The sequence below is a fragment of the Thermomicrobiales bacterium genome (genome assembly GCA_037045155.1).
GTDB lineage: Bacteria > Chloroflexota > Chloroflexia > Thermomicrobiales > CFX8 > JAMLIA01.
Genome location: JBAOIG010000005.1, coordinates 900,293 through 914,522, shown reverse-complemented (window position 1 = coordinate 914,522; position 14,230 = coordinate 900,293). Strand labels below are relative to the sequence as shown.

Annotated in this window: 10 protein-coding genes; 2 read left to right on the top strand and 8 right to left on the bottom strand. The window is 62.3% G+C overall.

Annotation, left to right across the window (positions count from 1 at the left end; translation table 11 throughout):
- Positions 1-154: 154 nt before the first annotated feature.
- Complete coding sequence (locus tag V9F06_14315) at positions 155-505, bottom strand: ABC transporter permease (protein ID MEI2618784.1); 351 nt, start codon at positions 503-505, stop codon at positions 155-157.
- Positions 506-939: 434 nt separating this feature from the next.
- Here V9F06_14315 and V9F06_14310 point away from each other — a divergent pair, with 434 nt between their 5' ends.
- Both V9F06_14310 and V9F06_14305 read left to right on the top strand, forming a co-directional pair.
- Positions 940-3,204, top strand: a complete 2,265-nt coding sequence (locus V9F06_14310) for a hypothetical protein (protein ID MEI2618783.1) — start codon at positions 940-942, stop codon at positions 3,202-3,204.
- Positions 3,205-3,275: 71 nt separating this feature from the next.
- The gene (locus V9F06_14305; protein MEI2618782.1) at positions 3,276-4,916 is read left to right on the top strand and encodes a hypothetical protein; all 1,641 of its coding nucleotides are present in this window, start codon (positions 3,276-3,278) and stop codon (positions 4,914-4,916) included.
- Positions 4,917-5,010: 94 nt separating this feature from the next.
- Here the strand turns inward: V9F06_14305 and V9F06_14300 are convergent, their stop codons facing one another.
- The 7 genes from V9F06_14300 to lgt all read right to left on the bottom strand — a co-directional run bounded on the left by V9F06_14300 (position 5,011) and on the right by lgt (position 13,812).
- Entirely contained in the window at positions 5,011-5,931 is a 921-nt protein-coding gene (locus V9F06_14300) for an ABC transporter permease (protein ID MEI2618781.1), read from the bottom strand.
- Between the two features lie 20 nt (positions 5,932-5,951).
- Positions 5,952-6,887: an ABC transporter permease gene (locus tag V9F06_14295; protein ID MEI2618780.1), complete on the bottom strand. Its 936-nt coding sequence runs from the start codon at positions 6,885-6,887 to the stop codon at positions 5,952-5,954.
- Between the two features lie 68 nt (positions 6,888-6,955).
- Positions 6,956-8,701, bottom strand: a complete 1,746-nt coding sequence (locus V9F06_14290; protein MEI2618779.1) for an ABC transporter substrate-binding protein — start codon at positions 8,699-8,701, stop codon at positions 6,956-6,958.
- Between the two features lie 426 nt (positions 8,702-9,127).
- A complete protein-coding gene (locus tag V9F06_14285) occupies positions 9,128-10,891 on the bottom strand; it encodes an ABC transporter substrate-binding protein (protein MEI2618778.1) in 1,764 nt (587 codons plus the stop codon).
- A gap of 365 nt (positions 10,892-11,256) precedes the next feature.
- Complete coding sequence (locus tag V9F06_14280; protein ID MEI2618777.1) at positions 11,257-12,093, bottom strand: zf-HC2 domain-containing protein; 837 nt, start codon at positions 12,091-12,093, stop codon at positions 11,257-11,259.
- A 28-nt stretch (positions 12,094-12,121) separates the two neighbouring features.
- A complete protein-coding gene (locus tag V9F06_14275; protein ID MEI2618776.1) occupies positions 12,122-12,757 on the bottom strand; it encodes a sigma-70 family RNA polymerase sigma factor in 636 nt (211 codons plus the stop codon).
- Positions 12,758-12,978: 221 nt separating this feature from the next.
- The gene (gene lgt, locus V9F06_14270) at positions 12,979-13,812 is read right to left on the bottom strand and encodes a prolipoprotein diacylglyceryl transferase (GenBank protein ID MEI2618775.1); all 834 of its coding nucleotides are present in this window, start codon (positions 13,810-13,812) and stop codon (positions 12,979-12,981) included.
- Between the last annotated feature and the right edge of the window lie 418 nt (positions 13,813-14,230).

Here is a 14,230-nt window from a genome sequence, read left to right as displayed (position 1 = left end):
CCATGCTGCGTCGCTGCCGCCGGCCGGCAACGTGACTCTGACTGCATCATACCCCCAGGGGGTATAATACGCAAGCCCCTTCTCCGCTGGAATATGCAGAACGGGGCGGCCACTGTCGTGCCGCCCCGTGTCCCATCGTGTCTCTGCGTCGCGTCTACAACCGCAGGCGCGGGTCGAGGAAGTCGCGCAGCCAGTCGCCGATGGCGTTGATCGACATCACCGTCAGCATGATCGCAACCCCGGGGAAGGTGTAGATCCACCACTGCCCGGTGATGATGTAGTCGCGGCCGGCCGCCACCATGCCACCCCAGGTCGGCACATCTGGCGGGACGCTGAGGCCGAGGAACGACAGCGACGCCTCGGCCAGGATCGTGCTGGCGACGGCGAAGCTGGCGATGACGATGATCGAGGCGAACGTGTTCGGCAGGATGTGCTTGAACATGATCGAGCCGTTGCGTGCGCCGATCGCGCGCGCCGTCTCGTGAACCGGAGTCAGGTAGGGCACACGAAGGACCCGCCGGCAACCATCGGTTCAGCTCGCGTTCGATCTCCGCGAGGGCTCTTGCCGAACGAGGTGGTCCTCCAATTGTCAAACCCACCGTCGATAGCGGCGCAAAGCGCGGTGCGGGGTCGCGTCGTTCAGAGTCGACCGCTCTCACGGATTCCGCGACCAACTACATTCACCATTTCACACATCCGCCGCGTCAGTCACGGTACGACAAATCCTGACGCAATCTAGTTTCCTGCGCGAATCGCCGAAGTCATTTTGCTTGACCAAAATCATGTGTCGTGCTAGTCTATGGTTGCACCCGACCTCCCCACTTGAATATGGGCACGTCCTCGAACTACAGCGCAACACAAGAATTGCCGCTGCTTTGGTTACAGAGGCACGTTGCCGTAACCGGCCAGCAGGAGCTGCAAGTAAAGGATGGTCAGGGAATGGGTTCTCACGCCAAAGCTGTGACAGCATTCGTGATCCTGGCGATGGTGGCTGGACTAATCGCAACGATGAACTCGCCGTCAAGGGTCACAGCGCAACCCGCATTCGAGTCCATTGGTGTTCGCGAGAATCGGCAGCAGTTCGGCGTTACTGGCGCAGGATCGACCATCGTCTGGGAGGATCGACTCTTCCCAACGTCGGTTTCGGGCGGTGGGTATGGTGGGCAAGCAGACCCGAGCATCGGCACCTCGGATCTCCGGGGTATGGATATTCACACCGGTCGTGTGTTCGATATCTCCCTCGCTGAGGGTGACCAAGCTGAGCCTGCAATCTCAGATGACGTCGTAGTATGGCAGGACAGCCAACACAGTTGCCCTACGTGTGAGCTCGACATTCTCGGGCTAGACCTTCGAACAGGCAATACGTTCACAATTGCCGACGGCCCAGCAGATCAAGCTCATCCTGCGGTCTCACGCTCTCATGTGACCTGGCTGCAAGGCGACGAACAGGGTCTTCGGGTCATGGCTGCTGACCTAGAGACGCTCACGCCGTTTCCTGTCGCGGCAGTGGAAAAGGCGTTTTCAGCTGGTCGGCCCGTCATCAGTGATCAGTATATTGTGTGGAGCGAGATTGGTTCAGCGCAAGCTAGCCGGTTGGTAGCATACGATCTCGGAACACGCCAAACGACTGTTGTCACTTCGCTGATGTCCCCACAGGCTTCATACGCGATCGAGGGCAGCGTGGTTGTTTGGGCGGATCCTGACGTTAGAGTCCGCGATCTGGCAACGGGCATCGAAGATCGCATCGACACTGGACGAGCCGCGAATATCGCCATCGCCGAGAAGATCACCACCTGGGCGGCCCCGAGTATCGGCGCTGACTCAGGAATTGACATCTATGGCCTCCATGTCGGTGATCATGACGCTACGCCACTGATTGTAATGCCTGGGAATCAGACTCATCCGACTGTGGTCGGCAATATGCTCTACTGGCAGGATCATCAGTTGGCAGGATCACGGATCCAGGCGCAGCCGATCCAGGAAGCGTTTGCAACAGGCGCCGGTATGCTTACTGAGCAGCGCCAAATCAGCGCGGCAGCCGCGGCTGAGGAGGACTTTGCTCCACTGTACACGCGTCCAACAATCAAAGGGATGCACGTTGCAATTGGCGCCGGCTGGCGGGTGCTGTACGGTGGCATTCCTCAACCCTGCAACGCTACGGCATGCCCTGCGATCGATGCGCTCAAGTCGGGGAACGCTCCAATGTTCGGCTCGTTCCTGATTCTGCACACCGACCTGACTACCGACACCGGCAGAGATTCACCACTGGCAGGAACGAATCCCGCCATCGCAGATTGGCTCAAGTATTGGCAGTCAACGTATAGCGTTCGGCCAGTCGTGCGCTTGTGGCCGAATGCCGAGCCAGGCAGTTCAGGCGGTGACACGCCGGAAGATGTGGCGCAGACGATCATCAGCCTCGCTTCCACGTTCGACTGGATCAAGCACATTCAGGTCGACAATGAGCCGAACCTTGCAGAGGGCTGGGGAGATGTCTGCAAGGATGGTCAGCCAGCATGTACCTGGGTCACCAACGGTGTGACACGTTCATATCGGTGGACGGGTGTCTACGACTACCGGAAGTACCAGGCCATCAACCAATTCTATGTTGATGCGTGGTACACCACTGATTACTACCGATACAACCATCCCAACGCGACGATCCGAACCCGGTTGCAGGCGATGCAACTATGGACGCCACCGATGGCTGATATCTACCGCCTTCTGGATAACGGATCCAATTTCTACGATCATCTCCAGGGGCTGATCAGTCTCTACGGCCGGATGACATACCACACATATCCTGCACCAAGCTATGATGCGGATGGGTCCGGCGGGGTCGTCAACAACTCGTGGAACTGGTTCAACACCTGGCTACAGGGCCGAGTAAACTCCAGCACGGTTCGGACGATGATCACCGAGTTTGGCTGGAATCCCGGACAAATGGCGCGCACTGACTGCTTTGGGGCTTCTGGGCTAACCCAAAACTCAACCTGGCCGAGCACGGGGAGCGTTGGATGTCGAGCTGGGGACAGCGTTACCCACCTGTTTGAGAATGATCTGAGTCGCTTCCTTGCGTACCATCGGCACAATACCGAGGCGGTCACAGTCTGGATTGTGAGAGGTTGGAACAACCGGGCGGACGGATTGGATAGCGCGGGGCTTCAAAAGCGATGGTTCCAGAATTACCAGACATCCAGCCCGTAGCGAGAGGTAGAGAGCCTGCGCTGAGTGCAGTAACACTCAGCGCAGGCACATGTGGAGGGGTCACCCACCTTATGTATTTGAAACGCACGGTGGCGGCAGTGGCGTTACTGCTGATGGTTGTTGCCCCGACCGCCAGCGCAACTGCTCCCGATTCGACAGGCAACATCTTCGATCCGTCGGGCAACCAGGCGGCCCCGCGGACAGACGGCCGCTACGTCGTCTGGCTGGGCTATCGCGACGGCGATATGGGTGCGGCTGATATCTATGCTGCCGACCTGACGACCGGGGAGACCATCGCTGTCACAACTGATGCAGTCCAGGCTTCGGCACCAGCTATTGATAATGGCGTCGTCGTCTGGTCGGAGGAACACGACACACCATCGTACAGCTACGATGTCGTGGGCATGGATCTGAACACTGGTGAGCGATTTGATATCGCGACCGGCGGATCGCAAGCCGCGATCTCGGACGGCTGGGTGGTGTGGGTCAGCGGCACAACGCTGATGGCGAAGGAATTGGCCGGAAACGAGGAGCCCGTTGTCCTCACGACTGGTGAGAATCTCCATGCACCGGCCATCGATGGTGGTCGAGTCGTCTGGGAAGAGTTGAAACCCGATGGCGCGACCGATCGCTGGCAACTACTCACCATGCGAGTCGGCGAGAGTGAGCCGACGGTGGTCTTCGAAGGACAGCCATTCAGCAGGGGGGTGAATGGCTCATTCGGCTTTGACGTGGCGGGTGACACGGTCGTCGTTATCGACACGACGTTCACGTTGCATGCATTCGATCTGGCAGCCGACAGCGAGGCGGACGCACCGCTACCGGCCTACAGCCAGCGGCCGACGACAGATGGCCGGTATGTCATCTGGGAGGATCATCGGGCTGGGGCCAACTGGGTCGACCTACGTGGCTACGATCTGCAAACGAACAGCAACTTCCTGATCGCAGCTGGGAGCGAAGAGCCAGCTAGCGCCGCAGACTCCCCTGATCTGTCCAATGGCATGCTCGTCTGGCGACAGGGGGGCAATACGGACGGAGCGATCCACGCTGCGCCGTTGGTCACAGTCCTGCCTACGGCACCGGTTGGTGATTGCAATGAGCCAGCCGAATCCGTCACCTGCTTCCCCGAGACCAGCCACACTCTGCGGCTCGGCTTTCGCGCATTCTGGGAGGCAAGTGGTGGACTGCCGACCTTGGGCTTCCCACTGACCGATGAGTTCCTGGAGCTGAACGCCGATACCGGTAAAGTCTATACGGTGCAATTCACCGAGCGGCAGCGCTTCGAGTATCACCCGGAGAATGCTGACACCCCGTATGAGGTACTGCTAGGACGTCTCGGTGCCGAGCTGCTGGTGGCGCAGGGCCGCGATTGGCGCGACTTCCCAACTGCGAGCCCTGGTACGCCCGGTATTTTCCCGGAGACGGGCCACGCGATCGCGCCAGAATTCATGGCTGCATGGTCGGGTGGCGGCCTTGACCTCGGCGATCCCGGCATCTCGTTCCGTGAGTCTCTGGCGCTCTTCGGCTTCCCACTTTCGGAGCCGATGATGGAGACAAACGCTGATGGGGATACCATTCTGACACAGTACTTCGAGCGCGCTGTCTTCGAATCCCATCCAGACAACGACGCGCCGTTCAATGTCTTGCTTCGCCGACTTGGTGCGGAGACGCTGGCAGCGCGTGGCTGGCTGACGATGACGACGGCTGAGTAGAGAGACTATCTCAGAATCTCAGAAATCCACACTCGAAACGGGCCGGAGCATTCACCGCTCCCGGCCCGTTTCCTGTCTCGTCGTGTCTCGCGATCTACAACCGCAGGCGCGGGTCGAGGAAGTCGCGCAGCCAGTCGCCGATGGCGTTGATCGACATCACCGTCAGCATGATCGCGACGCCCGGGAAGGTGTAGATCCACCACTGCCCGGTGATGATGTAGTCGCGGCCGGCCGCCACCATGCCGCCCCAGGTCGGCACGTCCGGTGGGACGCCGAGGCCCAGGAACGACAGCGACGCCTCGGCCAGGATTGTGCTGGCCACCGCGAAGCTGGCGATGACGATGATCGAGGCGAACGTGTTCGGCAGGATGTGCTTGAACATGATCGTGCCGTTGCGCGCGCCGATCGCCCGCGCCGCCTCAACGAAGTCCTTCTCCCGCCACGACATCACCTGCCCGCGGACGACGCGCCCGTAGGTGACCCACCCAGAGATGCCCAGCGTCAGGATGATCTTGTCCAGCCCCTGCCCCAGCACAGCCAGGATCGCGATCGCGAGCAGGATGAACGGCACCGCCAGCTGGATATCGGCAAAGCGCATGATGATGTCGTCGATCCGCCCCCCGTAGAACCCGGAGACGAGCCCGAGGACGATCCCGATCGCGCCTGCGATCAGCACGGCGACGACGCCGACGATCAACGAGATGCGCGCCCCGTAGAGCACCCGCGAGAGGATGTCGCGCCCCAGCGCGTCGGTGCCGAGGACGTACTTCGAGCTGCCCTTGGCGGCCCACATCGGCGGCTTCTTGCTGTCGATCAGCACGCCGGCCTTGGGATTGTGCGGCGCCAGCAGCGGCGCCCCGATCGCGGCAATCACGATCAGCACCATGATGAAGACACTGAACAACGCCAACTTGTTCTGCAACAGGCTGCGAACAATCCGCGGCGTCTTACGCTTCGTCGAGCGCCCTGTCTCCTCGGCGAGGGTTTGTGGCGCGGTGGAGGCTGTCTGACCCATCTACTACTCCCCTTGTCCGATCAGCCGTACCGAACCCGCGGATCGACAACACCATACAGGAGATCGACGATCAGGTTCAGGAAGACGAACATCACCGCGATGATCGTCACCGCTCCGACGACGACCGGGAAGTCGCGCTGCTGAATCGCCAGGATGATCATCCGGCCAATCCCCGGCCATGCGAAGACGGTCTCGGTAATGACCGCGCCGCCAAGCAACGTGCCGAACTCCAGGCCGAAGATCGTGATGACCGGGATCAGCGCATTCTTCAGCGCATGGCGGTAGGTCACCGCCGATTCGGTCAACCCCTTCGCCCGCGCGGTCCGCACAAAGTCGAGGCCGAGAACCTCGAGCAGGCTGGAGCGGACGAGGCGAGCGCTGCGGGCCAGCGAGAATGTCGCCAGCGTGATCGCCGGCAGAACCAGGTGTCTGGCCGTATCGACGAACGTCCCGTCACCCTGGCCGTACGACGGCAGCCACTTGAGCTTGCCGGCGAAGAGGAAGATGAGCACGACTCCGAGGAAGAAGGCCGGCAGTGACTGCCCGAGCAGCGCAAGGCCCATAACCAGGTTGTCCCAGATGCTGTTGCGTTTCGTCGCCGAGATGATCCCGATCGGAATCGAGACAATCACCGAGATAGCGAACGCGGTCAACGCCAGCTTCAGCGTCGCCGGTATGCGCTGCTTGATCAGCTTGAACACCGGCTGACCCTGCCGCAACGACGTGCCGAAGTCGCCACGTAACGCCTTGGAGGCAAAGTCCCAGTACTGCACGTAGATCGGCCGGTCGAAGCCGAGGTCATGCCGCAGCTGCTCGACCTCCTCCTTCGATGCGTCCGGGCTGGCCATCAGAATAGCCGGGTCGCCGGTTTGGAACAGGATGACGAAGACGAGGATCGACACCCCGATGACAACCAGGAACGATTGCAGGAGCCGCCGAATGATATAGCGGGTCATCGCGGACCTACTTCCAGTCTACGGTGGACAATGCCGGGGAACCGCTCGCGGCTCCCCGGCAAACTACGCTAGCTAATGTAGCTGGCCTCGGTCGCGTCGATCCGCTCGTCCGCCCGGGCCTCCCACTTGATCTTCTTGCTCGCCCCGTAGAAGTCGACCTGATGCCACAGCGGAACCCACGGGCAATCGTCCATGACGATCGCCTGCAGCTTGTTCATCAGATCCTGACGCTCCTTCTCGTCGAGCGAGTTCGTCAGCTTGTCGTAGAGACTGTTGAAGTCCGCGTTGTTCCAGCGAGTGTAGTTCAACGAGTAATCGGGGTGGACGTAGTACAGCTCCTGCTCGCCAGTGAACGGAGCCCCGAGTCCCAGGAAGTACACTGGGTCTGGCTCGCCCGAGGGCAGCAGCTCGCCGGCGTACACCGACCACTCCAGCACCTTCAGGTTGACCTTGAGCCCGATCGCCTCGAAGTTCTGAGCGATCGCCTGCGCCATCTCAGCGTCCTTGATGTACCGGCCGCTCGGCGCGTCCATCGTGATCTCGAAGCCCGGCGCAACGCCGGCCTCGGCCAGCAACGCCTTGGCCTTCTCCGGGTCGTACGCGTACGGCTTCAGGTCCTTGTTCTGGTGCGGTGGGTTCACGATCGTCGAGGCACGCTCGCCGTTGTCGTCCAGCAGCGCCGTGATAATCGAATCGAAGTCCACAGCGTAGTTCAAAGCCTGGCGCACGCGGACATCATCGAACGGCGGCTTGTCGCAGCGGATGCCCAGGAAGATGATCCGGCCACCGGTCACCTTCGAGATGCGCGCGTTATCGCTCTGGTCGACCTGTGGCGCGACGTCCGGCGCGATGTTCGTGACGATCTGCGCCTCGTCGTTCTGCAAGGACACGACGCGGGCAGATAGCTCTGGGACCGGCCGGAAGGTGACCGTCTTGATCGACGGCTTCTTGCCCCAGTAGTCCGGGTTCGCCTCGCAGGTGAAGTGGTCGTCCCGCTTCCACTCGACGAACTTGTACGGGCCGGAGCCCATTGGTGACTGGGCGATCTTGGCCAGATTCTCCGGCGATTCGTCCGTGAAGTAGCTCGGCGGGCAGATCTCGAAGCTCGTCATCAGCGCCGGGAAGATCGCGGCCGGCTTGTTCGTCTTGATCTCGACCGTCTTCGCGTCGAGCGCGCTCGAGCTCACGTAGCCGATCTGCTTGGCCAGACCCTGAACGCGCGGCTTCTCGCCGATCTTCGGCTTGTTCGCACGCTCGAAGGTGAAGACCGCTGCCTCCGGATCCACCGGCGTGCCATCGTGGAACTTGGCGCCCTCAACCAGCGTCAGGTGCCAGGTCGTGTCATCGACCGCTTCCCACTTCTCGACAATGTTCGGCATCAGCTCGAGCGTCTCAGCATCGCGCTTGAGGAACATGTCGTAGATGTGGAGGTTCAGGTTGAACTCCGGCGTCGAGTTGCGCAGCAGCGGGTCGAGCGTGTTCGCGTCGACGCCCTGGATGATGACGATCTTGCCGGCCGGCTCGGCGCTGCCCGTACCGCTCTCGGTCGCGGTGGCCTCGGCGCCACCAGACGGCGCAGTCGCGGCCGGTGTGCTGCCGGCAGGCTTGGTCGCCTCGGCGCCACCACCGGCCGGCTTGGTCGCTTCGGCCGGCTTCGTCGCCGTCTCACTGCTGCCGCCGCAGGCCGCCAGCAAGGTGCCGACCACCGGCGTCGCCAGCCCCAGCACCGCGACGCGGCGCAGCAGGCCACGACGCGACAGCCGCGAACGCAGCGTCTGCGCCGCCAGATCCTCTGGTTTCACGATCTCGTTCATTGGTCTCAGACCCCTCTCCTCAAGCCAGCGGCATCCCCCCAGATGCACGCGTAGCACGGCCCATTGCCAGTGGCGCCATGCCAGAATCCGATATGTCGACCCCATGTACACAAAACGCACGAGCGCTCGGTTTTCGCGACATCGCGAACCGGCCAGTGTGCGTTTCAAGCGGAAGCCAACTCTTCATTGAGCCAGTGACTGATGGTAGGCGACGGCAGACAGCAAAGTCAAGCACGCCTCAACCTACGACATTCCGCCCGACGAACCCGACAACACACCCCTCCATCGTGGAGAGAATTGCGCTGCCGGCGATCGACTCGAGAAAAGTTCCAGTTCAGGGTCGCGAGGCGTCTCCGGAACATGATCGATCCGGTTCCCGGACGATCCCCAGATCGACGCCTCGCGATTATCGATCGTTACCGCACGCTAGCTGATGTAGCTGGCCTCGGTCGCAGTAATCCGCTCGTCCGCCCGAGCCTCCCACTTGATCTTCTTGCTCGCCCCGTAGAAGTCGACCTGCTGCCACAGCGGCGCCCACGGGCAATCGTCCATCACGATTACCTGCAGCTTGTTCATCAGATCCTGACGCTCCTTCTCGTCGAGCGAGTTCGTCAGCTTGTCGTAGAGACTGTTGAAGTCCGCGTTGTTCCAGCGAGTGAAGTTCAGCGAGAAGTCCGGGTGGACATAGTACAGCTCGTCCTCGCCAGTGAACGAAGAGCCCAGGCCCAGGAAGAAGAGCTCGTCCAGCTTGTCGGACGCGATCAGCTCGCCGGCATACACCGACCACTCCAGCACCTTCAGGTTGACCTTCAGCCCGATCGCCTCCAGGTTCTGGGCGATCGCCTGGGCCATCTCGGCGTCCTTGATGTACCGGCCGCTCGGCGCGTCCATCGTGATCTCGAAGCCCGGCGCAACGCCGGCCTCCGCCAGCAGCGCCTTTGCCTTCTCCGGGTCGTACGCGTACGGCTTCAGGTCGGGATTCTGGTGCGGTGGGTTCACGATCGTCGATGCGCGCTTGCCGTTGCCGTCCAGCAACGCCGTGATAATCGAATCGAAGTCGATCGCGTAGTTGATTGCCTGACGCACGCGGACATCATCGAACGGCGGCCTGTCGCAGCGGATGCCCAGGAAGATGATCCGGCCACCGGTCACCTTCGAGATGCGCGCCGCGTCGCTCTGCGCGACCTGCGGCGCGACGTCCGGCGCGATGTTCGTGACGATCTGCGCCTCGCCGTTCTGCAACGCAACCACGCGGGCAGACAGCTCCGGAACCGGCCGGAACGTGACCGTCTTGATCGACGGCTTCTTGCCCCAGTAGTCCGGGTTCGCCTCGCAGGTGAAGTGGTCGTCCCGCTTCCACTCGACGAACTTGTACGGGCCGGAGCCCATTGGCGACTCGGCGATCTTGGCTAGATTCTCCGGCGATTCGTCCGTGAAGTAGCTCGGCGGGCAGACTTCCAGGCTGGCGAGACCAGATGGCAGAAGCGCGGCCGGCTTATTCGTCTTGATCTCGACCGTCTTCGCGTCGAGCGCGCTCGAGCTCACGTAGCCGATCTGCTTGGCAAATGACGAGACCCGCGGCTTCTCGCCGATCTTCGGCTTGTTCGCGCGATCGAAGGTGAAGACCACCGCCGCCGGATCCACCGGCGTGCCATCGTGGAACTTGGCGCCCTCAACCAGCGTCAGGTGCCAGGTGTTGGTGTCGACCGACTCCCACTTCTCGACGATATTCGGCACCAGCTCGAGCGTCTCAGCATCGCGCTTGAGGAACATGTCGTAGATGTGGAGGTTCAGGTTGAACTCCGGCGTCGAGTTGCGCAGCAGGGGATCGAGCGAGTTGGCATCGACACCCTGGATGATGACGATCTTGCCGGCCGGCTCGGCGCTCCCCGAACCGCTCTCTGTCGCCGTCGCCTCGGCGCCGCCGGACGGCGCGGTCGCCTCCGGTGTGCTGCCGGCAGGCTGGGTCGCCTCGGCGGGCTTGGTCGCCTCCGTGCCGCCGCCGGCCGGCTTGGTCGCTTCGGCCGGCTTCGTCGCCGTCTCGCTGCTGCCGCCGCAGGCCGCCAGCAAGGTGCCGACTACCGGCGTCGCCAGGCCCAGCACCGCGACGCGGCGCAGGAGGCCACGACGCGACAGCCGCGAACGCAGCGTCTGCGCCGCCAGATCCTCTGGTTTCACGAACTCATCCATCTGTCCTCGAACCCCTCTCCTCAGTCGACCCATTCCTGCGCTTGCAGGATCGGCACGATTCTGCCCCTCGGCAAGACCACGCGAAAATCTACAGCATCAATCCCCTGTCGGTGAGACGCGCACTACGCGAGACCAGAGACCGGTCGGCATGCGTCTCAGCGGAGATCGTCACTGTGTGACATCAGTATATGACCAGACCAGGAATGCGCCTTCCCACGACGCCTGACGTATTCGACAGGACAACATCCCTCCATGCTCACCCTCCGGAAGACTCGCCTCCGCGACTTGCTTCGGCGAATTCCGCGAGACAGATACGGCTGGACACCCCCTCGACTGCGGCCGACACCCGCAAGAGGTGGATATCACTACGGCGCTCCGAGCACAGCAGTCAACAGACTGGGGCTGCTCGGCCCACCGGTGGACGCGATTGGTTCGGATGTTATGACAACTGCTTCGTATCTCGCTAACCCGCCGAATGGCTGAATCATCAAGGTGGCCTTGCCGCCGTCCGGATCGACCCTCAGCTCGCCGCCATTGGCGAAATCCGTTCCGTCGGCGAAACGCATCCAGACGATGTACCGCTGCCCCTCGGCTGGCGTTGGAAGGTCGACTGCCACGATCAACGCGCTATCGGACTCGCGATTGACGATGAGCTTGGCCTTGGCGTCGGGCGCCAGATCTCGATCGGCAGCGAACGGCGCAATGAAGGTGGACCCGACCGTTACCGGTGCTTCGGCAAGCGTCCGCACAGTGCGATCCTGCTCGGCCTGAATCGCCTCGATTCGCTGCTGCTGTTCGTAAAGCCGGGCGCCCATGACACCGATGACGAGGAGGAGGACCAACGCAGGCGCAGCCAGCGCTCCAGCCAGCCGTGGGCTGGCCGGCAGCCAGCCAAACCGGCGGCGCTCGCGCCGCCTGGCGGACGCCGCCGACACGGGCTCACGCTCATCGATCCGCAACAGAAGCGCCGCCCGCGCGCGCAGCGGCACTGACATGGCCGGCGCAGCATACGGCAGCGCTTCGACCGCCCGCTCGTATGCCACGAGCTCGGCCGCACAAGCGTCGCAAAGCGCGATATGGCCACGCACTCGTTCAGCGTCGTCGGGATCGAGCGCATGGAGCGCGAAGGCCGGTATCAGGCCTCGGACGTGCCCATCGTCGTCCTCACCATGGCCGGACAGATCATCATGCTCGGCGCTCACCAACATCCACCCTTACTCGTCTCGCGTTCTAGCGTCCTCCGATGATCTCCTCATCGGCCAACGCGTCCTTCAGCTTCCGCATTCCCAGCCGAAGCCGGGTCTTGATCGTCCCAAGTGGTTCGCCGAGATGCGCGGCGATCTCACGTTGTGACATCGAGTGATAGAACGCATACTCGATTGCTACTCGCTGCGCGTCGGGGAGTGATGCCATCGCCCGCCCAACACGCTCGCGCAGCAGAGCCGCTTCGGCCGCCTCTTCGACGCTGGCTGCGTCATCGACAAGCCCGTCCATTACCTCATGAACGTCAGCGCCATCGAACCGCTGGGGCCGGCGCTGGCGGCGTCGCAACTCGTCGATCGCCAGATTGTGGGTGATGCTCAGTAACCAGCTGGCGAAACTGCCGCGACCGGTCCGATACGTCTCAGCCTGTCGCCAGGTCCGGACGAACGCCTCCTGGAGAATCTCCTCAGCGGTCGATCCATCACCAACGATGCGCGCAGCGAAGGAATAAACAACCCGCGCATACCGGCTGTAGAGCGCCTCCAGCGCCGCCGTATCACCGTCACAGACGCGGCTTACCAGCACTTCGTCTGCTGGCTCGGCAGACGTGGACCGATCGGCGTCACCCGACACCACCTCCAACCGGCGGATCCGCTCACTCAACGGATCCTCGCGATGCCGATATGAGGCGACATTTCACTATACGTCGGTGATGGCCTATCAGGATGTACGAAGATGACGATACCGACATGGCGCTGGCTCACTTCACCACAGGCGTCACATGTGTCACGGCGGGATACGCCCCATTGTACGGGGCTGCGTCGGTCGCAGGGCATCGTCGTTCTGCACTGATAACGCCGCAGCAGCGCAGTCGTTATGTCCCGCTATCGGTGAGCAATCTGGTCAGCGGAGATAGCCATCTCGGTTTCCGTCGCAGTCGCCGGCCGCCCCCGGAGAAGCCAGGCCAACGCGATCAGCGCCAGCACGACGACGACGAGCGAAACAACCTGCGCCTCCTGCATTCCCCAGAACCAGACACGCTCCTCGCGAACATAGGAAATGACGAACCGCGTCGCGCCATAGAGCGCGGCGTAGACGGCAAAGATCGAGCCATCTGGCAGCCCACGTTTCCGCAGCGGCCAGATGACTGCGAGGATCAGCATCGCCATGATCATGTCGTAAACCGGATATGGATGGGTCGGCACATTCAGCAGGCGGCTGGGGAGGAGCGCGTTCGGGTTGGTATAGATGAACGCGAACGGCCAGCTCGTCGGCGCGCCCCAGGCGTCGCCGTTGATCGCGCAGCCGATCCGGCCAACCGCCTGGGCGACGATCAGGCCCGGAGCGATCGCGTCGATCACCTTGCGGAACGGATACTTGCGTGCCCAGCAGAGCGCCGCGACAGCAATAAAGCCACCGATCACCGCCCCCCAGATCGCCAGACCACCCTCGTTGATCTTGATTGCCTCGCCGGGGTGATCGACGAAATAGCCGGCGTGGTCGATCAGAAAGAAGACACGCGCGCCGATAATGCCCCCGGCGATCGACCAGAGCACGAACGAATCGAAGCCCTCCAACGTCACACGACGTTCGCGAAGGCCGATCTGGAAGATCCAGAGCGCAACGAAGATCGCAACAACCGTCAGGACGCCATGCCAGGCGAGCACGAACGGCCCAAGCTTCAGAATATTGGGATCCATCCCGATGTGAATACGCACCGTATCCTCCCTTGCCGCGCTAATCCTACGCTGCCCACCCCGCGCGCGACGATGTGACGTTGACGCGACGCCAACGGATTGCTACGATCGGCACGACAAGTGAAGACGCGAACGACGACGAACGGAACGAGTACGCGCCCGAGCACGGGTCAGCGAGCCGGCAGGTGGTGAGAGGCCGGCGCCGCAGCAGGCGTGGAATGGATCCGGGAGTTGCGCTCCGAACAGGCTAATGGCCTCAGTAGGCGGCGCCGGAGGGCTCTACCGTTACCCGGGGCTGGATATCGGACGCGTGATGCGTTCCGTATCTAACAAGGAGGGCCGTCTCGCGAGGGACGAGCCAATCCGGGTGGTACCGCGGAGCGCGCCAGACGCCTTCGTCCCGAGACAGGGACGAGGGTTTTTTGTTGTCTGTCGATAG